The organism is Wenjunlia tyrosinilytica, from assembly GCF_014646055.1.
GTDB lineage: Bacteria > Actinomycetota > Actinomycetes > Streptomycetales > Streptomycetaceae > Wenjunlia > Wenjunlia tyrosinilytica.
The window spans coordinates 1-23,658 of record NZ_BMMS01000014.1 but is presented as its reverse complement, the minus strand read 5'-3'; the positions used below and the strand labels follow the sequence as shown (position 1 = coordinate 23,658).

Genomic DNA, 23,658 nt, shown 5'->3' with positions numbered 1-23,658 from the left:
GCGCCTGCCGCCGCTTCGCTACACTCGGCGCTGTCCTTATGGCGTTCCGGAGTCGCCCCGTGCGGCGGAGGTGGGGCCTTGCAGGCGCAGGCGAAGGCGCGGATGCGGGATCAGGCGGAGCGGCGGGCCGCCGCGGAGGCCGACCGGCTCACCGCCGAGGGCGTCCACGGCATCGCGCTCACCTGGGTGGACAACGCCGGAATCACCCGGGTGAAGACTGTTCCGACCGGACGGCTGGCACACACCGCACGGTGGGGTGTCGGGATGTCCCCGGTCTTCGATGTGTACCTCGTGGACGACTCCATGACGACGAGCCGTCATGTCGGCGGCCCCGACGGGGATCTGCGGCTGTTCCCGGATCTCGACCGGCTGACGGTGCTGGCGGCGCAGCCGGGGTGGGCGTGGGCGCCGGTGGACCGGTGCTACCAGACGGACGAGCCGTATCCCGTGTGCCAGCGCCTGTTCGCCGCGCGGATGACCGAACGGGCGGCGGCGCGGGGCCTTCGGCTGCGGATGGGGTTCGAGACGGAGTGGGTGGTCGCCCGCGCCGACACCGAGGGGCCGGACCTGCGCTGTCCCGGCACCGGTCCGGCCTACGGAATGGCCCGCCTGGTCGAGCTGTCCGCCTACCTCGGCGAGGTGCGCGACGCCCTCCTCGCCGAGCAGGTCGATGTCCTTCAGCTCCATCCGGAGTACGCGCGGGGCCAGTTCGAGGTGTCCACGGCGGCCGCCGATCCGGTCGGCGCGGCGGATCTGGCCGTACTCGTCCGCGAGACCATCCGGGCCGTCTCCGCACGGCACGGTCTGGTGGCGCTGTTCGCTCCCGTCGTGGAACCGGGAGCCGTCGGCAACGGGCGCCATCTGCATCTGAGCCCGTGGCAGGAGGACCGGAACCTGTGCCAGGGCGGTGACGGACCGTTCGGCATGGCCTCGACCTGCGAGGCGTTTCTGGCCGGAGTGCTCAGGGAACTCCCCGCGCTCCTCGCGATCGGCGCACCCTCCCCCGCCAGCCATCTGCGGCTGGAGCCTTCCCGGTGGGCTGGAGCGTTCCAGTGCTGGGGGCTGGAGAACCGGGAGGCGGCGCTGCGGTTCATCACGGGGTCGCCGCAGGACCCCGCAGCGGCCAACGCCGAGGTCAAGTGCTTCGACGGAGCGGCCAACCCCTATCTCGTGGTCGGCTCGGTCATCGCCGCCGGGCTGGCCGGGATCGACGACTCCCTGCGCCTGCCCGAGCCCGTGAGCGGCGACCCCGCCGAGCAGGGGGCTCACCCCCGGCTGCCCACCTCCCCGCAGGAGTCGTCCCAGCATTTCGAACGTTCGGCGGTGCTGCGCGAAGCGCTCGGCGAGCCCCTGTTCGAGGCCGTCGCCGCCGTGCGCCGGGCGGAGGCCGAGCTCTTCGAGGACGTCCCGCCGCAAGAGGTCGCGGCCGCCACGCGGGGGCGGTACTGAAGGTGGCCCTTCCGGAGCTCCCCTTCCTACCGGAGTTTCCCTCCCTGGTGGACCATCACTGTCACGGTGTGGCCCGTCGCGACCTCGATCCGGAGGCGTTCGAGTCGTATCTGACGGAGTCGGACGTCCCCGCAGCGCCGGGCACGACCTTCTTCGACAGCCAGCTCGGCTTCGCGGTGCGCCGCTGGTGTCCGGAGCCACTGGGGCTGGAGCCGCACTGCCCGCCCGAGCGGTACCTCGCCCGCCGACGTGAACTCGGCTGGGAGGAGAGCACCAGGCGGCTGCTGAGGGCCAGCGGAATCGCACGCTTCCTCGTCGACACCGGGCCGGCGGCGGATCTCACCCCTCGGCAGAAACTCGAAACGCTCGCCGGCGCGCCGGCGCGCGACATCGTACGACTGGAGCAACTGGCGGAGCGGACCGCCGACACCTCGCCGAGCGCCCGGGACCTCCTCGCCGACCTCGGCGACGCGATCGAGGCCGCCACCACCACCGCCGCGGGCTTCAAGTCGGTGGCCGCCTACCGCTACGGCCTCGACCTGCCGCCCGGCCCTCCGCATCCGAGGGATGTGCACGAGGCGGCCGAGCGCTGGCTCGCCGAGCGTGGCAGCACGGACCGGGCCCGCAGGGTGAGCGATCCCGTCCTGCTGAGCCATCTGATGTGGTCCGCCGCCGAGACCGGGCTGCCGCTCCAGGTGCACACCGGCTTCGGCGATCCCGACCTGCGCCTGCACCGGTGCGATCCCCTCCTGCTGACCGACTTCCTCCATGAGGTGCGCTCCACCGGGTGCTCGGTGATCCTGCTGCACGGCTACCCGTACCACCGGTCGGCCGCCTATCTGGCTCATGTCTTCCCGCATGTGTACGCCGATGTGGGTCTGGCGCTCGGCTACACCGGGGCCCGGGCGGTGGCGGTCCTGGCCGAGATGCTGGAGCTGGCACCGTTCGGCAAGGTGCTCTTCTCCACCGACGCGATCGGTCTCCCCGAGCTGTATCTCGTGGGGGCTCGGGTGTTCAGGGACGCACTCGCCCGGCTGCTGTCCGGATGGGTGGAACAGGACGCCTGGTCGCCGGAGGACGCCGGGCGGGTGGCACGGCTCATCTGCGCCGACACCGCACGCCGCGTCTACGGCCTCCACGCGGGCTGAACGGCGCCGCGCACATCGCGGAAAACCTCTCGCCGCACCCAGCCGCCGGTCGCTAGGCTTCTGCGGTTTTCGCCGAAGAGGCGCATCGGGGGTCCGGCGGGCGAGGGGGAGGGCTCATGGGGCTGTACGCGGTCGTGGCGGCGCTGGGCTTTCGCCGCTACGCGACGTACCGGGTCGCGACCGCCGCCGGAGTGTTCACCAACACCGTCTTCGGCTTTGTGATGGCCTACACGTACATGGCCCTGTGGGACGAGCGGCCGCACCTGGGCGGCTACGGGGTGGCGCAGGCGGTCACCTTTGTCTGGATGGGACAGTCACTGCTCGCGGCGTCCTCGATCCTGGGCGGCGGATTCGAGCAGGAACTCGCCGAGCGCATCCGCAAGGGTGACGTGGCCATCGACCTGTACCGCCCGGCCGACCTCCAGCTGTGGTGGCTGGCGAGCGATCTGGGGCGGGCTGCCTTCCACCTGCTGGGCAGGGGTGTCGCCCCGACGGCGGCGGCCGCGTTCTTCTTCCCGCTGACGCTTCCGGACTCCCCCGTCACCTGGCTGTTCTTCCTGCTGTCGGTGGCGCTGGGCGTGGTGGTGAGCTTCGCGATCCGCTATCTCGTGGCGCTCACGAGCTTCTGGCTGTTGGACGCCAGTGGGATCCAGCAGATCACCGCGCTGGCGGGCATCTTCTTCTCGGGGATGCTGCTGCCGCTGGCGCTGTTCCCCGGCCGGCTCGGGGATGTGGCCCGGGTGCTGCCCTGGTCGGCGATGCTGCAGATCCCGGTGGACGTGCTGCTGGGCAGGCACACCGGCGGCGGCCTCGCCCAAGCGCTGGCCTTCCAGGCGGGATGGGCGGCGGCGTTGCTGGCGGCCGGGCGGCTGGTGGGGATGTTCGCCACCAGGAAGGTGGTGGTCCAGGGTGGCTGAGGACCTACGGGCCGTCGAGGGCTCGCGTCTGGCCGACGGGGTGCGCGCCTATCTGATCATCGCCTGGATGTGGGTGCGCTCGACGATGGCCTACCGGGCCTCGTTCATCATGCTCACGATCGGCCAGTTCCTCGGCTCCGGGCTGGACTTCGCCGCCATCATGCTGATGTTCGCGCACACACCGCACCTCGGGGGCTTCAGCCTGGGCGAGGTGGCGTTCCTCTACGGCACGTCAGGGGTCGCCCTGGGGCTGGCGGACCTGCTGATCGGCAACACCGACAAGCTCGGACAGCGGGTGCGCGACGGCTCGTTCGACACCCTGCTGGTCCGGCCGGTCCCGGTGTTCGCGCAGGTCGCGGCCGACCGTTTCGCGCTGCGGCGGGTGGGCAGGATCTCGCAGACCGCGGTGGTACTGGGGTGGTCGTTCACCGTCATCGAGGTGGACTGGACCGTCGGGCGGGTGCTGATGGTGCCGCTGATGATCCTGTCCGGTACGGCGATCTTCGGGTCGCTGTTCGTGCTGGGCGCGGCATTCCAGTTCTGGGCCTCGGACGCGGCCGAGGTGCAGAACGCCTTCATCTACGGCGGGAACACCCTCACGCAGTTCCCACCCACGGTCTTCGCCAAGGACCTCGTACGGGGGGCGACCTTCCTCGTCCCGCTCGCCTTCGTCAACTGGATGCCCGCGCTGTACATCCTCGGCCGGCCCGATCCGCTCGCCCTGCCGCGGCTGATGGACTTCGCGTCACCGGTCGCGGCGGCTCTGTCCTGCGCCGTCGCGGCGCTGGCGTGGCGCGCCGGGCTTCGCGGCTACAGAAGCACAGGGAGCTGAAGTGTCCATCGAGTCCTCCGGTACCGCCGAGCCGTCCACACCGTCCACCCCGTCCGAGCCATCCGCGACCGCCGGACGAGCGGCCTGCGCCGGGGCCACGGCCGCCCGGGGCGGCTTCATCGAGCTGGACGGACTGGTCAAGTCGTTCACCGTGCGCCGCAAGGCGGGTGTGCTGCGCAGGACCAAGCACGAGGTACGGGCGGTCGACGGCATCAGCTTCTCCGTGGCGCGCGGTGAGATGGTCGGGTACATCGGGCCCAACGGAGCCGGGAAGTCCACCACCATCAAGATGCTCACCGGCATCCTCGTCCCCACCTCGGGACGGCTGACCGTCGCCGGACTCGACCCGGCCCGCGAGCGCACAAGGCTGGCCCGCCGTATCGGTGTCGTGTTCGGACAGCGCACCACACTCTGGTGGGACCTGCCGCTGCGGGACAGCTACCACCTGATGCGCCGTATGTACCGTATCCCCGACGCCCGCTACCGGCAGAACCTGGACCACTGCACCGAACTGCTCGACCTCGGGCCGCTGATGGACGTACCGGTCCGGCAGCTGTCCCTGGGCCAGCGGATGCGCGGCGACATCGCGGCGGCCCTGCTGCACGACCCCGAGGTGCTCTATCTCGACGAGCCGACCATCGGTCTCGACGTGGTCAGCAAGGCGAAGGTCCGGGAGTTCCTGCGGACGGTCAACGAGGAGCTGGGCACGACCGTCCTCCTCACCACCCATGACCTGACCGACATCGAGCAGCTCTGCGAACGGGTCATGGTGATCGACCACGGACGGCTCGTCCACGACGGAGGGCTCGACGCCCTGCACGCCGACGGCGGCAGCGAGAGGACCCTGGTGGTGGACCTGGAGAGGGAACTGCCGCCCATCGAGGTCGAGGGAGCGCGGGCCGTCCGGGTGGAGGGCCCCCGCCAGTGGCTCGCCTTTCCCGCGTCCGCGAGCGCCGCGCCGCTCGTCGCCGAGATCGCCGCCGAATACCCCCTGGTCGACCTCTCGGTCCGGGAACCGGCCATCGAGGACGTCATCGCCCGGATGTACGCCGACCGGTCGGCGCTGTAGGCGCGACGAGGCCCGGACCAGGACTCAGGACTCAGGACTCAGGACTCAGGACTCAGGACTCAGGACTCAGGACTCGGGACACCACCCCCGTACGGCTCACCCCGCCACCCCGTGGCCCCTGCGACCTGCCGCCCATACGCAGGCAGTCCTGCGCGTCGGCGAGGGTGTCGGTGCAGAGCTCGAACTCCACCGTTCCTTCCGGGGTGCGGCGCAGGGACGGCGCGGTGGCCGGATGACGGGCCCCGATCAGAGCGGCTGTGCGGTGCGCGCAGCACTTCAATCATCACCCGGTGCGGGCCCCACTCGATGCGACTCACCCGAACGCGTAACCGCTTTTCGAACGTGTGGTGCGTATCCATCGAGCGGCGGATCACAAGTGGCGGGAGGTGGTGATCGCCCATAGCTTCAAGTCGGCGGCCACGGCTCGCAGCCGACACGTTGCGCAGAGTACCGCCGAGGGACTCCGATCCGGCCGACCGCTCGAGCGAGCGCTGCGCCGGCTTCTTGGGAAGGCAGGTAACGGCACATGCCGCCACGTCAGCTTCCGTGCCTCGCGGGCGCCACCGCAGTAGTGCTGCTGAGCCTGGGCGCCGCGCCACCGGCCCACGCCGCCGCGCAGCGCCATGTGGTCCACCCGGGGGAATCGATCCAGAAAGCGGTCGATGCCGCGAAGCCCGGAGACACGGTGGTGGTGCTGCCCGGCACCTACCGGGAGAGCGTCGAGATCACCGTTTCCCGGGTGACCCTGCGCGGGTCCGGCCCGAAGACCGTGGTCTCCCCGCCGCCGAAGGACTCACCGCTCGCGTCCGCGAACGCCTGCGCGAAGGGCGGCAACGGTATCTGCGTCACCGGCACGGACAAGGCCGACGTCAGCCGTGCGGCCGTCGAGTCCCTGACCGTCTCCGGCTTCGAGAGGAACGGGATCGCCGGCTCGGAGACCGACCGGATGCGCGTCAGCGACGTGGTGATGCGCGACAACGGCTACTACGGCTTCAGCCAGGAGAAGTCGACCCGCCCCGACCTGCGTGGCAACATCGCGCGCGACAACGGCCAGGCGGGCATCTTCATCGCGAACTCGATCGCGCACGAGGGCGGGGCCATCGACACCAAGGGCGCCGTGATCAGGGGCAACCGCCTGTCGGGCAACCGGATCGGCGTCGTGATCCGCCGGGCCAGGAACGCCACGGTCGAGCACAACCTGATGACGGGCAACTGCGGCGGCATGTTCGTGGTGAGCGACGAGAACAAGCCCGCCTCCGGCAAGATCACCATCCGACGCAACCAGGTGATCGCGAACAACAAGTTCTGCCCGAAGACCCCCCGCCTGGACTACATCCAGGGCACCGGAATCCTCCTCACCGGCGCCGAGGACTCCGTCGTGACGGCGAACCGGGTGCGCGGCAACGTCGGTGAATCCCCCCTGTCCGGCGGCATCGTGCTCTTCCACAGCTTCGTGGGCCCGGTCAACGTCGGCAACAGCGTCAAGGACAACGTCGTCCTGGGCAATGGTCCCGTCGACATCGCCCACCTGGACACGGGGACCGGCAACACCTTCGGCGGAAACCTGTGCTGGGTCTCCAAGGAGGCCGGCCAGTGCTGACCCGATTGGCAATGCGCGAGGGGCGTGAACGCTCCCGGTCCGCGCCGGCACGGCAACACTTCACCAGGAGAAAGGTGGCGCCATGACCACCACACCCATCCCTTCCATGCAGGCGGCGATGCGGCTGCGTGAGCTGGTGTTCGGTGCCGCGGGCGCGGCGGCCCTGCGCGCCGCGGCCAGGCTCGGAGTCGCCGACGCCCTCGGCGAGACCCCCGCGACCGCCAAGGAACTGGCGGCGGCGGTGAACAGCGATCCGCGGTCACTGGACCGCCTGATGCGTGCCCTGACCTGCTACGGGGTCTTCGCCATGACCGAGGACGACCGGTACACGCACACGGAGATGTCCCGGCTGCTCGCCGAGGACACCCCCGACAGCCTGCGCTACATCACCCTGTGGTGCACGGAGCCGTGGACCTGGGACGCCTGGCCGCGCCTGGACGAGGCGGTCCGGGCCGGTACGCATGTCTTCCACGACCTGTACGGCAAGGACTTCTTCGACTACCTCCACGACGACGCCATCGAGTCCGCCCGGGTGTTCGACAAGGCCATGACCCAGTCGAGCATGCAGTCCGCGCTGGACATCGCCGAGTTCCTCGACCTCACGGGAGTCTCGACCGTCGTCGACATCGGGGGCGGCCAGGGCCATGTACTCGCCGGCCTTCTGGAGAAGTACCCCACGCTGCGCGGATCCCTGCTCGACCTGCCCAAGGTGGTGGCGAACGCGGATCCCAGACTGCGGGACGGCGGGCCGCTCGCCCCACGGGTCCACCTCGTCCCCGGCGACTGCCGCGACAAGGTTCCCGTCCATGCCGACATGTACGTCATCAAGAACGTCCTGGAGTGGGACGACGACAGCACACGCAGGACACTCAACAACGTGGTGGCGGCCGCTCGCCCGGGCGCCCGGGTCGTGGTCATCGAGAACCTCGTCGACGACAGCCCGTCGATGAAGTTCACCACGGCCATGGATCTGCTGCTGCTCCTCAACGTCGGGGGCAGGAAGCACTCCAAGGAGAGTCTGATCACCCGGATGACCCAGGCGGGTCTGCTGGTCGGCGACGTACGTCCCGTCAATGCCTACCTGCACGCGTTCGACAGCATGGTCCCCCCGGACAACGACCACTGACGGCGAGCACACCGACGCTGTCCCCCGAGAAACGGCTGAGACAAAGGACAACGACTGGGACGGCCGCCGCCGGCACCCTCCCGGGTGCCGGCGGCGGCCGTCTCGCGTGCGCCGTGCGTGGCCCACGCCGTGCCCCGCGTCGTGCCTGCCAGGGCCGAGCAAGGGCCGCGAGTCACGCCCCGTCGCGCTCCCACCGGTAGAACTCACGGGCCATGGCGTCCTTCGGCTCCCGCCACGTCTGCGGGTCGTAGGCCCGCACATATGCGGACAGCCTGTCGCTGACCTCCTGGAACTCCGGGTGGCGGGCCAGCCTCGCCACCGCGGGACCGGGCGGCTGGTCCGCCTCGATCAGGTGCAGATACAGGTCGTCGCCGAAGTGGAACAGGCTGCGGCCCGTGACCCCGATCAGGTGCGGCAGCTCGCCGCGATCGGAGGCCGCGAAGATCTCGGCGATGTCGTCCGTGGACTGCGGTTTCATACGGGCGACGATCAGAGCGCGGTGCATACGCCACCTACCTTCCTGGTCGGGGCCTGACGGGGACGGGTCAGTTGGGTACGGCCGGGCTCCTACGCTGGCCGCCCTCGCGTGCCCGCTGCTCGACCTTGTCCCGGATGAGCTCCATCTGGACCTTGGAGTTGCGGTTGATGTGCACGGTCATGCCGTCGGTGTCGACCGGCGCCTCCGGGCGCATCCGGAAGTCCTGGACCCAGCGCATCCTGGTGCCCTCCGGGACCTCCTCGTACTCCCACTTGATGTCCATGTACTCGAAGGGCCCCGGCTCGACGCGGCGGGCCCACACGGTGAGCATGTCGCGCACGGCCTCGCGCTCGGACACCCAGCTCCACACCTTGCCGTTGTCGTCCGGGTGCATGGTCAGACGGAACGTCGTCCGGTCGCCCTCACGTTTGAGGATCTCCACGGAGGCGTACTCGCTGAACAGTTCGGGCCAGCCCTCGAGGTCGTTGGTCATGTCCCAGACCAGGTCCAGCGGCGCGGCGATGACGATCTCGTTCTCGGTGTGTCCGGACATCTCACGCTCCTGCCATCAGCGAGGCATTGATGGCCTCGACGAACTCACCCGGCGTCTTGCACGTCTCGGGGCCGGCCGGGATCGGCTTGCCGTAGCGCTTCTCGAGCTCGCTCACGATGCCCAGCAGGCCGAGCGAGTCGAGGTTGTACTCGGCGAAGGCGCAGTCGGGCCGCTTCTCCAGGTCCTTCGGGTCGACCGTGAGGCCGGCGCAGCTCTTCATCAGCGAGGCCAGCTCGCTGAAGGTCAGTTGACTGCTCATGGCGATTACTCCTTCTACTGGACGACCGGGCCGGTGCCGTCACCGGCCCCGGAGCGGTCGGTCACGAAGGCTCGGCGGTGCCGCGGCGCAGCACCAGCGCGGAGTTGGAGCCCATCAGCCCTCGACTGAGCACCAGGGCGGTGCGCAGTTCGGCGGAGCGGGCGCAGCCGGTCACGAGGTCGAGGTCGTAGCAGACCTCGGTGACGTTCGGCGTGGGCGGGACGACGTCGTGTTCCATGGCGAGCACGGCGGCGGCGCAGTCCAGCATGGGTGCGCCGCAGTACGCCCGGCCGATGCCGGCCTTGGGCGCGGTCACCGGGACGCGGGCGGCGTGGGGGCCCAGCGCGTCGGCGATGGCCAGCGCCTCGGCGCGGTCCGCCTCGGGCACGCCGAGGGCGTCGGCGAAGACCACGTCGATCTCCTCGGGTGCGCACCGCGCCTCCTCCAGGGCGCCTCGGATCGCGTGGGCGAGCCCCTGACGGGACTTCTCCCAGCCGGAGGTGCCGGTGAAGGTGGCGGCGTGTCCGGCCAGGAGGGCCCGGTCCCTGGCGCCTCGGCGCCGGGCGGCCGACTCCTCCTCGACCATGAGCATCGCGCCGCCCTCGGCCGGGACGAATCCGCGGGCGTCGGCGGTGAACGGCAGGTAGGCCCGTTCCGGGTCGTCGGCGAGGCTCACCTCGGGGTAGCCGAGCTGGCAGACCATGGAGTAGGGGGCAAGGGGCGCTTCGGCGGAGCCCACGACGACGGCGTGGGTCCCGCCCCTGATGCCGCGGCAGGCGTGGGCGAGGGCGTCCAGGCCGCCGGCCTCGTCACTGCACACGACACCGCAGGGGCCCTTGAAGCCGCCGCGGATGGAGATCTGGCCGGTGCTGGCGGCGTAGAACCAGGCGATGGACTGGTAGGGGCCGACGAAGGAAGGTCCCTGTCCCCACAGGCGCTGAAGTTCCCGCTGGCCGAACTCGCCACCGCCGGAACCGGACGCGGTGACCACGCCCACGCCGAACGCGGAGCGGTCTGCGATGTCGAACTCGGCGTCCTTGAGCGCGAGTCCGGCCGCCGCCATGGCGAAGTGCGTGAACCGGTCGGTCTGGACGACGAAGCGCTCCTCGACCATCGTCGTGGGATCGAATCCCCGGACCTCTCCGGCGACCCGCAGCGGCAGGTGCCGGCACCCTTCGCGGGAGATCAGGTCCAGGACGCCGATCCCCTCCTTGGTCGCCTTCCAGAAGGCGTCCGTGCCGACACCGTTCGGCGCGATCACGCCGAGACCCGTGACGACCGCACGCCGGCGCTTGTGTGCACTCATCGTGTACTCCCGCCTGCGCGGCTGAGCACGACCGCGGACTGGAACCCGCCGAACCCGCTGCCGACCGAAAGGACGTTGCGCAGCCGCATGGAGCGGGCGGTCCGCGGGACGTAGTCGAGGTCGCACTCAGGGTCCGGGGTCTCGTAGTTCGCGGTCGGCGGCACCACGCCCTCGGCCAGGGCCAGGCTGCACGCCACGACCTCTATCGCTCCGATCGCGCCCAGCGAGTGCCCCACCATCGACTTGATCGAGCTCATGGGGGTGGCGTACGCGTGGGCGCCCAGCGACCGCTTGACCGCCGCGGTCTCGTGGCGGTCGTTCTGCTGGGTGCCGGAGCCGTGCGCGTTGACGTAGTCGATGTCGCTGCCGTGGACCCGGGCGTGCTCCAGCGCACGGTCGATCGCATGGGACATCTCCAGGCCCTCACGGGTCAGACCGGTCATGTGGTAGGCGTTGCCGAAGGTGGCGAAGCCGCCGATCTCGCAGTAGATACGGGCACCTCGGTTGCGGGCGTGCTCCAGTTCCTCCAGCACGAGCACCGCGCCGCCCTCTCCCATGACGAATCCGTCCCGGTCGGCGTCGAAGGGCCGGGAGGCATGGGCGGGGTCGTCGTTGTTCGGCGAGGTCGCCTTGATGGCGTCGAAGCACGCCACGGTGATGGGGGAGATCGGGGAGTCGGAGGCGCCGGCGATGAAGATGTCGGCCTTGTCCTCCTCGATGGCCTGGAAGGCGTACCCGATGGCGTCGAGCCCGGAGGTGCAGCCCGTGGAGACGGTCTGCACGGGGCCGTGGGCGCCGGTCAGCTCTGCCACCTCGGAGGCCAGAGCGCTGGGTGAGAACGCCCGGTGCAGGTGGGGGCCCGCCTTCAGGTGATCCACGTCCCAGCGTTCACCGGAGTCGCTGACCTCGGTGTAGTCGTGCTCCAGGCGGGTGGTCCCGCCGACGGCCGTGCCCAGGGACACCCCGATCCGCCACGGGTCCTTGACGTCGAGGTCGAGGCCGGAGTCGGCGACGGCCTCGGCCGCGGCCACCATGGCGAACTGCACATACCGGTCGGCGCGCCGGGTCTGCTCGGCGTCGAGGCCGCAGGCCGCGGGGTCGAAGTCGACCTCGGCCGCGATCCTCGAGCGGAAGCCCGCCGGATCGAAGAGGGTGATGCCGCGGGTCGCTGTCCGGCCGGCGGTGAGCATGTCCCAGAAGGCGCGTGTTCCCACGCCCCCCGGGGCCACGATCCCGAGGCCGGTGACGGCTATTCGGCGCCTCATGACGTCGCCCCCGCGGGTTCGGGAGGCCCGGCCTGCGCGGTGTCCTCGGTGTCGACGTGGCCGAGCTCCGGGCGCGGGGCCAGCGGGCCGAGGTGGAAGACCATGCGGACCTCGGTCCGCCCCGTGTTGCGGAAGCGGTGGCGCATGTAGGGCGGGATCATCAGCCCCTGCTCGGGCCGCAGGGGGTGGGGTTCGCCGTCCAGGTCCACCTCGAGCCGGCCGCACACCACGTACACGAACTCCTCGGAGTACGGGTGGTAGTGCTCGCCGATGCGCTCACCGGGCGGCACGATGGCCAGGCCCATGAAGCCGCTGGTGGCCCCCACGGCGGTGGGGGTGAGCATGGCGCGAAGGTCGCCGCCGCGCCTGCGGTTGGGCGGGGTCTCGGCGAGGTCCACGATGCGTGGGGAGTGCGTGGTCATGGTTGCCACCTCCAAGTGACATTGCGGCGGTCCGCCTCTGCGACCGGCGTACGGGCGGTCAGGAGTCCAGCGCCCGGCGGTCGGTGACGAGGGTCATCCGCCAGTCGCCGAGGAATCGCCGGAGCCCGTCCTCGCTGGTCAGGTCCCCGTCCTCGCCGAGGTCGATGAGCCGGGCGAGCATGGCTGCCTTGCGCGGTCCGCCGACCCCGACCGCCATGGCGGGCTCCTGCTCCAGGGGGGCACGGAGATCGACCATTCTGACAACGTTGTCGTCACTCTGGAAGATGGTGCTGCTCGCGAACGGGAACGCCGGGTCCGTTGACGCGAGCTGGTCCTGACGGGCCAGCAGACGCGCGACCGCCTCACCGCACCCCGGCCGCGCCGGGTACAGCAGGGCCACCCGGTCCACGTCCTCGGGCAGCGGGCCGTCCTGCGACTGGTGGTGCCGGGCCGGCAGCGACGCCCGGAAGAAGAACCCGCGTGCGGACTCGGGGTTGCCCAGGTCGCGGTCCTCCTCCAGATAGGGGTTCACCGCCTCCTCGACCGCCCTGACCTCGGGCTGCATGGCGACGTACCGCAGCGCGGCCCCGAGGTCGCCGATGACCTCGACCGCCCGCACGACGCGGTTGCCGTGCATGAACAGCGATGTCCGGTACAGCCGGGTGATGGCGTCGACCCGTGCCGCCGGGGAGGTGTACCCGGCCAGGATCTCGGCGACCTTCTGCTCGCTGCCGGGCGTGACCGTGAAGGTCAGGGCGTGCCGCACGAGGCCGTCGCGGGCCGGAGCGGCCGTCGGCATCCCCTTCTGCCCGGAGGCCTGAGGATCGCGCGCGGCCGTGGAGTGCCCGTTCCCGTTGGGGGACGGGGACGTGGTGGTCTCGCGAAGCACGGTGTACCTCAGCGACCGTGTGTCACTGACGCATCCGTGCATGGGCTTGACCATCTCGCGGTGCTCCGGGCTGTTCACCCAGGACAGGAACGGCGCGGCGCTCTCCCACTCGCTGGTGATCAGCCACTGGGAGGGATCCTCGATCGACTGGCACAGCTGGTCGCTGACATGGCCCGGCACTGAGGCCACGCTGTGGCGCAGCTGCTCGTAGACGTCGAGGAAGCGCTGTTCCTTGCCCTCCTGGACGTCAAGCATCAGCACGACGCGGAGCCTGGAGGTGTAGGCGGACGACTGCTGCATCTCGGACAGGGTGGTCATGTTCACTCCTCCTTCGGGGGCGAACGGCCCCTGGGCCCCAGTAGGGCCGGGGACTACCCGGTCCCGGATCCCGCGGGCCGGGTCCCGCTTTCCACGGGTCCTGTCCGCACGGGCGGCTGGGACGGTATCGGGACCGACGCCCGACACTGATCGTGGCCCGGCCGCACCAAGCCTGCGAGCGCTGCGGTCCATATGGGTGAACAGGTGGATAAAGAGGAGCGAATCGGGGACGTTGCTGACCGTGTCCCGCCGCTGTCCCTGGCGGGACCGGTCACGCCCCGCATCCCCGTACGGGCTGGAGCAATCGATGAACCCCAAGGTCGACGACCGGGTACCGGTCCTCATCACGGGCGGCTCACTCGTGGGCCTGTCCTCCGCGCTGTTCCTCGGGCGCCTGGGCATCCGCCCCCTGCTGGTCGAGAAGCACTCGGGCACCTCGCACCACCCTCGCGGACGCGGGAACAACGTGCGCACGATGGAGCTGTACCGGGTGGCGGGCGCCGAGCCGGGGATCCGCCGGGCGGCCTCCGTCCTGGCCCACAACCACGGCATCCTGCAGGCCGAGACGCTGTCCGGGACCAACCAGGAGTGGCTGTTCAAGGAGATCGACCCGGGTGGCTCGCTCGCCCGGATCAGCCCCTCGAGCTGGTGCCTGTGCAGCCAGAACGACCTCGAGCCCGTCCTGCTGCGGTGTGCCCGCGACCTCGGCGCCGATCTGCGTTTCGGCACCGAGCTGATGTCGTTCGAACAGGACGGCGACGGGGTGACCGCCGTGGTGCGCGACCGGCGCACCGAGGAGTGCCGTACGGTGCGCGCCGACTACCTCGTGGCCGCCGACGGTCCCCGCAGCCCCGTGAGGGAGCGTCTGGGCATCGGCCAGTCCGGGCCGGGGGACCTCTTCCACAATGTGAGTGTCACCTTCCGGGCCAAGCGGCTGGCCGACGTGGTCGGCGACCGCCGCTTCATCGCCTGCTACGTGACCGGCGCCGAGGGCGAGGGCACGCTCCTGCCGGTGGACAACCGCGAGCACTGGGTCTTCCACATCCCCTGGCACCCCGACCGCGGGGAGACGCTCGAGGACTTCACCGACGAGCGGTGCGTACGGCACATCCGCGCCGCGGTGGGAGCCCCCGAGATGGAGGTGGAGGTCACCGGCAGGGCGCCGTGGCACGCGGCCGAGCGGGTCGCGGACCGGTACTCGGCGGGCAGGGTCTTCCTCGTCGGCGACTCCGCCCACGAGATGTCCCCCACGGGCGCGTTCGGCTCGAACACCGGGATCCAGGACGCGCACAACCTGGCGTGGAAGCTCGCCGCCGTCCTGGAGGGCTGGGCGGGCCCGGGGCTGCTCGAGACGTACGGCGAGGAGCGGCAGCCCGTGGCCAGGGCCACGAGCGCCCGCGCCACCGCACGATCGGCCGAGCACCGGCACCCCGGATACGACGCTCCCTCGGGCAGCGGCAGGCAGCGCAACATGATGCCCGTGGTCCTGGGCTACCGGTACGCCTCCGGCTCGGTCGTCGGCGCGGACCGCGGCACCCCCACGGTGCCCGAGCGCTTCCGGGTCACCGCCGAGCCGGGCAGCCGGGCCCCGCACATGTGGGTGCACCGCGACGGCGAGCGGATGTCCACGCTGGACCTCTACGAGAACTCCCCCGTCCTGCTCAGCGGCCCCGGCGGGCAGGCCTGGCACCTCGCGGGCCGGCAGGTCGCGGACCGCCTGGCCGTGCCGCTGGACCGCTACCGCGTCGGCGACGGCCTCGACCTCGTTCCCGAGCTCGGCGCCGACTGGTCCGAGATCCACGGCACGGGCGAAGACGGCGCGGTCCTGGTGCGCCCCGACGGGTTCGTCGCCTGGCGGTCCCCGGGGGCGGCGGCGGACCCCGAGCGGATGCTGACCGAGGTGCTGGAGGCGGTACTGCACCGCGCGCGGTGAGGCCGCCGTCCGGGTGAAGGCCGGACGGCGGATCCGGATCCGCCTCTGAGCGGCGTTCGCCGTTCGGCCCGATTCGCCCGTGTCCCCGGCGGGCAGGGGGCTGTCGTGGTCATTCCCGTGCACGACGTGAACCCGGTGCGGCGCACTCCCTGGGTCACGTACGCGCTCATCCTGGCGAACATCGTGGTGTTCCTGCGGATGCCGGTGGCCGCGACCTCCGTGACGGGCGACAGCAGCCTGGCGCAGCTGTGCCACCTCCAGGCATTCCTCGAGCACTGGGGCGCGGTCCCCGATGAGCTGATCAACAACCGTCCGCCGCGACTGGTCCCCACCGGGCACGCCGCGGTCGGCCCCAATGGCGCCGCCGGGTGCCTGATCGGCCAGCCGGGCTACACGAAGTCACCGCCGCTGTCGGTGCTGACCGCCATGTTCCTGCACGGCAGCTGGCTCCATCTGCTGGGCAACATGCTGTTCCTGTGGATCTTCGGCAACAACATCGAGGACCGGCTCGGCCACGTCCGCCACCTGCTGTTCTACCTCGCGAGCGGATACGTGGCCGCGTACGTCTTCGCGCTGGCCCACCCCGACTCCAGCGACCCGCTCATCGGCGCGTCCGGAGCGATCGCGGGCGTCCTGGGCGCCTACCTGGTGCTCTACCCGCGGGTGAAGGTCTGGGTCCTGGTGCCCTTCCTGTTCTTCATCCCGCTGCGGCTGCCCGCGTGGGTGGTGCTGGGGCTGTGGTTCGTCCTCCAGGCGTTCTACTCGGCCGGGTACGGCGTCTCGGCGGCCGGGACCGTCGCCTATGTGGCGCACGTCGCCGGTTTTGTGTTCGGGGTGCTGATGGCGCTGCCGCTCCGGGCCAACACGGTGCCGCCCCCCGATCCACGGCAGGCCGCCGTGCGCCGCTACTGACCTGCCCGGAATCCCTTTCGCCTCCCCGGCATGTCCATGCCGGTGTCCCTCCCCTAAGGTGATCCGGTCAGTCGAACGAAATCAGGGGTTGTTCGTGCGTTTCGCTTCCCGTCCCATCGTCATCAGCGCTGCCCTCGTCCCGGTCATGGCGCTGGGTCTCACCGCGTGCGGCGGTGACGACGACAGCAAGGCCGAGGGCAAGGGCAAAGGCCGTTCCAAGGGCTCCGCTTCGGCCCCGGCGTCCAGCGGCGGCAAGGCCGCGGCGGCGCTGACCAAGGCACAGCTCACCGCCGCCGCACTCACCGCCCAGGACCTTCCCGCGGGCTACAAGGTGGTCAAGCCCAAGGGCGCCGACGACCTGTTCGGCACGACGGCCACCGCCACGCCGTCCCGCTGCCAGCCGCTCCAGGACATGGGCGCGGGCAAGGACTCCGTCCGGCCGACGGCCGTCGTGGACCAGAACTACCCGCAGTCCGCCAAGCCGAGCGCGCTGCTGTTCAGCCGCATCGCGGCGTACTCGGGCGGCAACGCCCAAAAGGCCATGGCCGACCTCAAGGACGCCGCCGAGTCCTGCCCCTCGTACACGTCCAAGGACACCTCCGACGGGACCGTCAGCACCGTGAAGGTCACCACGGAGAAGGCACCGGCCCTCGGGGACGAATCGGTGCTCCTGAACATGACGACGACCAGCGACGGCGAGACCTTCACCGTCAGGACGATCCACACCCGGGTCGGCTCGACGCTCTCGATGTTCCTCACCTTCGACATCCGCAGCACCAACCGCGCCGAGTTGCCGCGGAAGATCCTGGCCAAGCAGGCGGACAAGCTCAAGGCCGCGGCCGGACGGTGATCCGAGGCCGTCGGGACCGGCGGGGGCCGGTCACGCCCCGCCGGTCCCGAAGGCCGTCCTCTCGGACCACAGGTGGGTGCAGCCGGGACACTGGACGTGGAGGACATTCGCCGTGCTGGACAGCAGGTAGCGCCAGTGGTCCGGGCAGTTGCGCCCCGCCAGGCAGGTCCCGCAGTCCGAGTCGTCCTGGCAGCGGGGGCAGGGGATCCACGCCTTGCGCGCGATGTCGGCGGAGGGATCAAGCGGCAGCACGGCCGCTCCCCTCCTCAGGAGGCAGCACTCCCGCCTCCACGAGCATGTCGAACGTCTCCTGCTGCCGCTCGTCGAGCCCGGAGTACAGGAGGCGGTGGGCCTCCTCCTCCGCCCGCAGGGCGGCCGGCGGGTCCCAGTCCGGGCCCAGGGCAGCCACGACCTCGGCCCGTCGGCGAGCCTCCTCGAGCGTGAGGTCGATCTCGAAGACGTGGCTGGTGGGGACGCTGTCCTGGCTCATGGCGCGGCGCTCTCCTGATCGGGGACGAATCAGACGTGTGTACCAAAGGCAGGTACGGCCGAGGAAGCGTCAGTCCGCGGAGCCAACCGCCACGGGGGCTCATCACAAGATCAAGCGCGTAAACCATCCCGGCATATCAGGCATTTGGCGCAATAGTGCAAGCGGAATGCGCGATATGCCGCATTTCTCACTGCCGGCCGGTGTGACGTACCTCATCCGGTCGATCCGGACCCGGACTCGAACCCGGACTCGAACCCGGACCCGGGCCCGGTTCCGCCCCGGAGGACGTCCGGCACGGTCAGGCGGCGGTCAGGCGATGGGTCAGGCGATAGCGATGCGCGGGTGCCGCCCCGGCTCGGCCCACTTCATGATCTTGTCCATGGTCGCGCGGGGAACGGAGACGCATCCCGCGGTCGCCCCCCGGCCGTTCACGTGCAGGAAGATGCCCGCGCCCCTGCCGGGCACCGCCGGCCACCGGTTGAAGTCGATGACCAGCGCCTTGGCGTACTGCACCGGGTAGTTGATGAGGTGCTCGCTGCCGCGGTCGCCCTTCTCCGTGAGCGGGAAGTCGGCGCCCTTGTCGGAGTGCCTCGAGTTGTAGAACCTGGACTGCGGGTCCTCGACCCACCAGTCCCCCTTGTTCACCCGGTGGTAGGGCATCGCCGTGCTCGACGAGACGACGCCGAAGCCCTCCGTAAGGGTGAAGGTCCCACCCGGCGTGGTGAACGTGCCCTGCTTGCGGATGTCGCCGTCGACCACTCCCTTGGCCCCGACCCGCCCGTTCGCCGAGAAGTCCTTGGCCCAGGACGAGCCGCGCTTGCGCCAGGCGGCGACGACGGCGTACGAACCCGTCGCCTTCACGGTGACGACCTGACGGGCATTGCCCACTTCGACCGGAACCGGGAACGGCGAGGACGCGGCCGCCTCGCCGTCGCCTTCCGCGCCCTGCGCGCTCGCGGTCGCTCCACCGATGGAACCGATCAGCACGAGAGCGCCCATTGCGGCGGCCGCACGCAGCGAGAACCGCGCGGCCGAGGAGCCGTGACGAGTCATGACCTGCCTTTCACAGCAAGAGACACAGGGGCTTCCTGGTTGGAACAGGCGCAGGAGGGCGGACCGGAGCACGGCTGCAGCGGCGCCGCGCAACCTGCCGCACCCCTGACGGCCGGGCGACGGCTACCGAAGGGAATGCTACGCCTTCATGGAATAAAATGGGGCAAATCAAAACGATGGCCGACCGATGGCTGTGAGCACCGAGAGGAGTGACGTGATGTCGTCCAAGCGCAGGCGCAAGAGGAAGGCACGTCGCAGGCGCGGAGCCAACCACGGCAAGCTCCCCGCCTCCTGACGCCAGTCCCTCACAGCAGTTCCTCACAGCAGTTCCTCACAGCAGTTCCTCACAGCGGCTCCGGACAGCGGCTCCGGACAGCAGTTCCTCACAGCGACTCCTGCCGGATCGAGAGCCCGCGCCCGCGTCGCCCGCCCCATGCGAGGGTGGGCGACGCGGCGCTCGTCTCAGGGCCCGGCCGTCAGTCCGCGGGCGACTCGCCGACCGTCACCGGCTTCGCGGCCTCGACCAGGGCGCGCCCGCCCTTGGCCTCGGTGACCACGACCCGTGGCAGATAGGGGCCCTCGCGGTAGTAGGCATGCGTCGTGCTCGCCTCCGCCGTCTCGACAGAGGTGCCGTCACCGAAGTACCAGTGGTAGCGGTGGCCGGGGCCGGGCGGTCCGTCCGGCGTGGCAACGGCGAGCCGCACCGCGGTCCCGCTCCCCGGCCTTCCCTCCGGCGTCTCCAAAGTCATGCCGGTCCCCGTATCAGGAAGTCCGAACCACTCGCGCACCCGCGGGTTCAGCAGAAAGCTCTCGGCATACTGCCGTGCCCCTTCGACATCCGGATGGGCCAACGCCGCGGACAGGCACTGGGCCGGTGTGGCGCTCAGCTCCGGGCAGGCGTGTTCGCGCAGTTCGTGCGCCTGGTCGGCCAGCGGGTTCGCCCAGACCTTGGAAGCGGGGGCGAGGACGGCGTTGTCGAGCGTGAACAGGCCGTCTGCGGCAACGGCGTAGGGACCGTCCGCCGACGCCTTGTTGGCCGCCTGGGCGGCCTGCCGGTAGGCCTCGTCGGCGAGTTGGGTGTACTGCTCGTACCGCTCCGCGGCGCCGCCGAGAGCGCCCCTGCACTTGCTGAGGCTGGGGCCGGCCAGCCCGGGGACGGCGCAGGTCCTGGCGAGGATCGGGGAACTGCTGCGGCTCAGGGCGTAGTAGAAGTCGGCGACGAGGACCTTCGGCCGGCCGGGCAGGGAGTGCGCCTTCTCGATCGCGTCCAGCATCCCGCGCCCGCCGTATCCGACCTTGGCTCCGCTGAACCAGGGCACATTCTTGGCCGGGTTCTCGGGTGCCGCGCCTATCCCCGAGCACTCACGGGTGACCGCTTTGGGCAGATCCTCGGAGCCCGGAGTCACACCGACGGGGATGCCGAGGAACGGGTCCAGGTCGTTGATGCAGCCATTGATGACCACCAGGTCGAGGCCGTACCCTCCGGCGCGCGCCTGCGCCCCGGCCCGCTCCAACTGGCAGAACACATCCGGCATCTGCTGGGTGACCTCGCCGAACTCCATCTCGCCGTCGCCGTCCGGGTCCTGTGTGTCCCTGCGGTCGAGGCACGCGGAGTCGTCATTGCCCGCCGGGAGCTCCGGGGCGTCGAGCACCGCGCCGGATATGGAGTAGTCGAAGTGCTCGTGCCCTCGTCCGGCGGCCTCGCCGAGGAGTTCACCGGTGAGGTAGGGGAACTTGCGGTCGTGGTCGAGCCCTTGGCCCCAGACCACCGAGTCACCGACGGACGCCACCCGCACGGGGTCGCAGCCCCGGCTCAGCTGGTCCCGCCAGGGCTTGCCGTAGGTGCCGGGCCCGCCGCCGGAGGACGAGTGCGCGACCCTGGCCTCCACCCTCAACTCCACGGCGTGGGCGGGCACCCGCGAGGGCGGCACGGTGAACCGCGCCGTCGCGACGGTCCCCTCCATGACGACGCTGCCACTGGCCAGCCGCCGGTCGTCGGCCATCACCCGCCACTCCACCGCGGCGCCCGCGTCGACGCCCTGGGGGTAGTAGACATGCAGCCGCCCGTGCACCGGTCCGGTGCACACCGGATTGGGCGTCAGATCCACATCGAGAACCATTGGGTAGGCCGAAGCCTCTCGCGCGGCCGCCCTGTCCGGCCACGTGACCGACCCCGTGAGCAGCAATCCCAGCAGTGCGGCGACCAGGGCCGCCACGGGCAACGGCCGCCTCCCCCACCGCGATGCGCCTGCCGGCGGCGACCAAGACCCTCTCACGCCCCACCCCTGACTCTTCCCACCCTGACTCTTCCCTGACTTCCGCTGACACTCCGCCTGACGTTGCGGCACTCTCCGACGAACGCCGGTGCTGATAGTGATCCTTGCTCGCCGGAGCGCTCCCGAACCGGACGCGGACGCATTGACTCCGTGAGCCTGATCACTTACCGGCAGTTACCGGCAAGTGCGAGGAGCGGCGCCAGGGGGCGCCGGTGGTGGTCGTGGGAGGCGGGGGCAGGCGTTCTCACGTCGGGCGCCAGGCAGTGGATCGCGTTCCGTCGTCCCCGTGGGAGAGGAGTCACCGGGGTAGTCCTCAAGCGCCACCCGCTTCCCCGGCGGGGCTGTCGGCGGGCTGCCTCGCGGCAAGGGGAGGCGCCTGCGCGGGGCAATCGGGCGGCGATGGTCGGGAGCACCCCCGCGGATGGCGTAGGGTTGCGTTCACCGACGCGGGGTGGAGCAGCTCGGTAGCTCGCTGGGCTCATAACCCAGAGGTCGCAGGTTCAAATCCTGTCCCCGCTACTGCGAATACGGGCCCGGCACTCGAGTGCCGGGCCCGTGGCGTCTCCCCTCACGGCCGGCCGGTTTCCCGCTGCCGTTGCCCGCCCCACTCGGGCCCACTCGAACTCCTGGGCAGGGTCGGGTCCGGTGGTGAAGAGGCAATGGTGGGGCGTGCGGCTGCCGTTGGCAGCCTCCCTCACCGCCGGGCGACGCGATATGCCGAGAGAAGTGGCCGTTCAGGCGGAAGCGGTTACAGTACGTGGCACCCGCGGCGGCCTGCACCAACCGCCGTTCGCCACCACATGATCCGCGACGAGGCCGCGTTCAGCGCCGACACGGGGGCGCGAACGGCCGCACGACGACCGCGCACAGAGCGCATGACCAAATTTTTAACGGGCGCCCCATCACTATGCGTGATGGGCCTGACGCGCCCACCCGTTGCCCTCAGCCGATCGGGGCACACTGCAACAGCCGTACCCGCCCTACGCCACTGTGCCATCGGGTGACGGTGCGATGCGCGGGCGCGCCGTGCGGATCACACCGCCCTGCGCCCTTCACGCGTATGTGCGCTGCGCCAACCGGGGGACATCGCGTCCATCCATCTGGCCCAAAGGGGCTGCGCCGATGCCTACTGCTGACATCGACCCGTGGGTTACCTACTCCCTGTGACAGGGAGGGCGGTCCGTGCTGCGACCGCTCCGCGGGGGGCGGGTCGGCCCACCCCATCTGTGGATCCCTGAAAGGGGCCGCAACATGGCCAGTTCGACCACCACACTCACATCGGCACCCGATCCGTCGGTCACCGGTCAGTCGGTGACCTTCACCGCCACCGTCCAGTCAGTACCGCCCGGAGCGTTCACGCCAACCGGCACCGTCGACTTCGTCATCGACGGCGGAGCACCCGTGACCGTAGGGCTGGACGGTGGCGGGCAGGCCACCCTCACCACCTCGTTCGCGACCACCGGAACCCACAACGCCACAGCGGACTACAGCGGCGACGCAAATCTGGACCCCTCCCAGGGGACGGACACCCAGCAAGTCACACCGGCGTCGACCACCACCACGTTGACCTCCAGCCCCGAGCCGTCGGTCTGCGGCGAGGCCGTCACCCTCACCGCGCAAGTCACCCCCGTGCCGCCCGGAGCGGGCACCCCGACCGGCGTGGTCACGTTCATCATCAGTGCCGACGGACCGGCCCTGACGGCGCCCGTGAACGGCTCCGGCCAGGCCCAGGTCACCGTGACGGGCCTAACGGTGGGAAGCCATCTGGCCGCCGCCTCGTACGGCGGTGACTCCAACTTCAACGGATCCGGCTCAGGTCTCACCACCCTGACCGTCAATCAGGCGACGACCGCCACGGCCGTGACGGTGACCCCGGATCCTTCGGTGTGCGGTGAATCGGTGACCGTGTGCGCCACGGTGACCATCGAGGCACCGGGATCGGGGACACCGACCGGCACGGTGACCTTCACAGGACCCGGCGGGCTCAACCAGACCGTCGCCCTCAACGGCGCGGGCCAGGCCTGTACCACCGCCGTCACCACGCTGACCTCCGGAACGGTGACCGCCACCTACAACGGCGACACCTGCGCCGCGACGTCGTCCGGCACGGCCGACGTAACGGTGAACGAAGCGTCGACGTCGACCACGGTGACGGTGACGCCCGATCCGTCGGTGTGCGGCGAGGCGGTGACCGTGTGCGCGACCGTGACGGCGACCCCTCCGGGATCGGGAACGCCGACCGGCACGGTCACCTTCACCGGACCGGGCGGACTCAACCAGACCATCACCCTCGACGCGGGACAAGCATGTTTCACCACGAGCACGCTGTCCTCGGGCACGATCACCGCCACCTACAACGGTGAGGACACCTGCTTCCTCGGCTCCGTCGGCACCGCCACGGTGACCGTCAACGAGGCCGCCACCACCACGGCTGTGACGGCCACACCCAACCCGTCCGTCTGCGGCCAGGCCGTGACAGTGTGCGCCACGGTCGCGGCCGTCCCCCCCGGCTC

General features: G+C 70.7%; 23 protein-coding genes and 1 tRNA gene. 13 read left to right on the top strand and 11 right to left on the bottom strand.

The window, feature by feature from the left end; translation table 11 throughout:
* Positions 1 to 102: 102 nt before the first annotated feature.
* From IEY86_RS17005 to IEY86_RS16975, 7 genes are all read left to right on the top strand, one after another.
* Positions 103 to 1,449, top strand: coding sequence for a type I glutamate--ammonia ligase (locus IEY86_RS17005; protein WP_189132727.1), 1,347 nt, complete (start codon positions 103 to 105; stop codon positions 1,447 to 1,449).
* Positions 1,446 to 2,597: an amidohydrolase family protein gene (locus IEY86_RS17000; protein WP_373287047.1), complete on the top strand. Its 1,152-nt coding sequence runs from the start codon at positions 1,446 to 1,448 to the stop codon at positions 2,595 to 2,597. The genes IEY86_RS17005 and IEY86_RS17000 overlap by 4 nt, the downstream gene beginning before the upstream one ends.
* 116 nt (positions 2,598 to 2,713) lie before the next feature.
* A complete protein-coding gene (locus IEY86_RS16995) occupies positions 2,714 to 3,514 on the top strand; it encodes an ABC transporter permease (RefSeq protein WP_189132562.1) in 801 nt (266 codons plus the stop codon).
* Positions 3,515 to 3,581: 67 nt separating this feature from the next.
* Positions 3,582 to 4,346, top strand: coding sequence for an ABC transporter permease (locus IEY86_RS16990; RefSeq protein WP_189132726.1), 765 nt, complete (start codon positions 3,582 to 3,584; stop codon positions 4,344 to 4,346).
* Positions 4,347 to 4,464: 118 nt separating this feature from the next.
* A complete protein-coding gene (locus IEY86_RS16985) occupies positions 4,465 to 5,415 on the top strand; it encodes an ABC transporter ATP-binding protein (protein WP_229698530.1) in 951 nt (316 codons plus the stop codon).
* Positions 5,416 to 5,941: 526 nt separating this feature from the next.
* On the top strand, positions 5,942 to 7,015 hold the full coding sequence (locus tag IEY86_RS16980) for a right-handed parallel beta-helix repeat-containing protein (protein ID WP_189132561.1): 1,074 nt from the start codon (positions 5,942 to 5,944) through the stop codon (positions 7,013 to 7,015).
* A gap of 82 nt (positions 7,016 to 7,097) precedes the next feature.
* Complete coding sequence (locus IEY86_RS16975) at positions 7,098 to 8,141, top strand: methyltransferase (protein ID WP_229698502.1); 1,044 nt, start codon at positions 7,098 to 7,100, stop codon at positions 8,139 to 8,141.
* Between the two features lie 172 nt (positions 8,142 to 8,313).
* On the opposite strand, the gene IEY86_RS16970 is transcribed toward IEY86_RS16975, so the two are convergent.
* The 7 genes from IEY86_RS16970 to IEY86_RS16940 all read right to left on the bottom strand — a co-directional run bounded on the left by IEY86_RS16970 (position 8,314) and on the right by IEY86_RS16940 (position 13,631).
* The gene (locus IEY86_RS16970) at positions 8,314 to 8,646 is read right to left on the bottom strand and encodes a TcmI family type II polyketide cyclase (RefSeq protein WP_189132560.1); all 333 of its coding nucleotides are present in this window, start codon (positions 8,644 to 8,646) and stop codon (positions 8,314 to 8,316) included.
* Between the two features lie 40 nt (positions 8,647 to 8,686).
* On the bottom strand, positions 8,687 to 9,172 hold the full coding sequence (locus tag IEY86_RS16965; protein ID WP_189132559.1) for an SRPBCC family protein: 486 nt from the start codon (positions 9,170 to 9,172) through the stop codon (positions 8,687 to 8,689).
* Position 9,173: 1 nt separating this feature from the next.
* On the bottom strand, positions 9,174 to 9,431 hold the full coding sequence (locus IEY86_RS16960; RefSeq protein ID WP_189132558.1) for an acyl carrier protein: 258 nt from the start codon (positions 9,429 to 9,431) through the stop codon (positions 9,174 to 9,176).
* 61 nt (positions 9,432 to 9,492) lie between these two features.
* On the bottom strand, positions 9,493 to 10,737 hold the full coding sequence (locus tag IEY86_RS16955) for a ketosynthase chain-length factor (protein ID WP_189132557.1): 1,245 nt from the start codon (positions 10,735 to 10,737) through the stop codon (positions 9,493 to 9,495).
* A complete protein-coding gene (locus tag IEY86_RS16950; RefSeq protein WP_189132556.1) occupies positions 10,734 to 12,002 on the bottom strand; it encodes a beta-ketoacyl-[acyl-carrier-protein] synthase family protein in 1,269 nt (422 codons plus the stop codon). The genes IEY86_RS16955 and IEY86_RS16950 overlap by 4 nt, the downstream gene beginning before the upstream one ends.
* On the bottom strand, positions 11,999 to 12,424 hold the full coding sequence (locus IEY86_RS16945) for a cupin domain-containing protein (RefSeq protein WP_189132555.1): 426 nt from the start codon (positions 12,422 to 12,424) through the stop codon (positions 11,999 to 12,001). Before IEY86_RS16945 ends, IEY86_RS16950 begins: the two co-directional genes overlap by 4 nt.
* Before the next feature lie 58 nt (positions 12,425 to 12,482).
* Positions 12,483 to 13,631, bottom strand: a complete 1,149-nt coding sequence (locus IEY86_RS16940; protein WP_189132554.1) for a SchA/CurD-like domain-containing protein — start codon at positions 13,629 to 13,631, stop codon at positions 12,483 to 12,485.
* A gap of 307 nt (positions 13,632 to 13,938) precedes the next feature.
* Between IEY86_RS16940 and IEY86_RS16935 the strand changes: the two genes are divergently transcribed.
* The 3 genes from IEY86_RS16935 to IEY86_RS16925 all read left to right on the top strand — a co-directional run bounded on the left by IEY86_RS16935 (position 13,939) and on the right by IEY86_RS16925 (position 17,326).
* Positions 13,939 to 15,564 carry an FAD-dependent oxidoreductase gene (locus tag IEY86_RS16935; RefSeq protein WP_189132553.1) on the top strand — a complete coding sequence of 542 codons (1,626 nt, stop codon included), beginning with the start codon at positions 13,939 to 13,941 and terminating at the stop codon, positions 15,562 to 15,564.
* Between the two features lie 105 nt (positions 15,565 to 15,669).
* Positions 15,670 to 16,476 carry a rhomboid family intramembrane serine protease gene (locus tag IEY86_RS16930; RefSeq protein WP_229698501.1) on the top strand — a complete coding sequence of 269 codons (807 nt, stop codon included), beginning with the start codon at positions 15,670 to 15,672 and terminating at the stop codon, positions 16,474 to 16,476.
* Positions 16,477 to 16,570: 94 nt separating this feature from the next.
* Entirely contained in the window at positions 16,571 to 17,326 is a 756-nt protein-coding gene (locus tag IEY86_RS16925) for a hypothetical protein (protein ID WP_189132552.1), read from the top strand.
* A 30-nt stretch (positions 17,327 to 17,356) separates the two neighbouring features.
* Here the strand turns inward: IEY86_RS16925 and IEY86_RS16920 are convergent, their stop codons facing one another.
* From IEY86_RS16920 to IEY86_RS16910, 3 genes are all read right to left on the bottom strand, one after another.
* Positions 17,357 to 17,578, bottom strand: coding sequence for a hypothetical protein (locus tag IEY86_RS16920; RefSeq protein WP_189132551.1), 222 nt, complete (start codon positions 17,576 to 17,578; stop codon positions 17,357 to 17,359).
* Positions 17,565 to 17,816: a DUF6400 family protein gene (locus IEY86_RS16915; protein ID WP_189132550.1), complete on the bottom strand. Its 252-nt coding sequence runs from the start codon at positions 17,814 to 17,816 to the stop codon at positions 17,565 to 17,567. Before IEY86_RS16915 ends, IEY86_RS16920 begins: the two co-directional genes overlap by 14 nt.
* Positions 17,817 to 18,137: 321 nt before the next feature.
* On the bottom strand, positions 18,138 to 18,869 hold the full coding sequence (locus tag IEY86_RS16910; RefSeq protein ID WP_189132549.1) for a L,D-transpeptidase family protein: 732 nt from the start codon (positions 18,867 to 18,869) through the stop codon (positions 18,138 to 18,140).
* Between the two features lie 187 nt (positions 18,870 to 19,056).
* On the opposite strand from IEY86_RS16910, the gene IEY86_RS38625 reads away from it, so the two are divergent.
* On the top strand, positions 19,057 to 19,164 hold the full coding sequence (locus IEY86_RS38625; RefSeq protein ID WP_506016877.1) for a hypothetical protein: 108 nt from the start codon (positions 19,057 to 19,059) through the stop codon (positions 19,162 to 19,164).
* A 181-nt stretch (positions 19,165 to 19,345) separates the two neighbouring features.
* On the opposite strand, the gene IEY86_RS16905 is transcribed toward IEY86_RS38625, so the two are convergent.
* The gene (locus tag IEY86_RS16905; protein ID WP_229698529.1) at positions 19,346 to 21,085 is read right to left on the bottom strand and encodes a PKD domain-containing protein; all 1,740 of its coding nucleotides are present in this window, start codon (positions 21,083 to 21,085) and stop codon (positions 19,346 to 19,348) included.
* 505 nt (positions 21,086 to 21,590) lie between these two features.
* On the opposite strand from IEY86_RS16905, the gene IEY86_RS16900 reads away from it, so the two are divergent.
* Both IEY86_RS16900 and IEY86_RS16895 read left to right on the top strand, forming a co-directional pair.
* A tRNA-Met gene (locus IEY86_RS16900) sits at positions 21,591 to 21,664 on the top strand.
* Positions 21,665 to 22,396: 732 nt separating this feature from the next.
* Positions 22,397 to 23,658: Ig-like domain-containing protein (locus IEY86_RS16895; RefSeq protein WP_189132548.1), on the top strand; the 1,262-nt coding region annotated here is incomplete at its 3' end.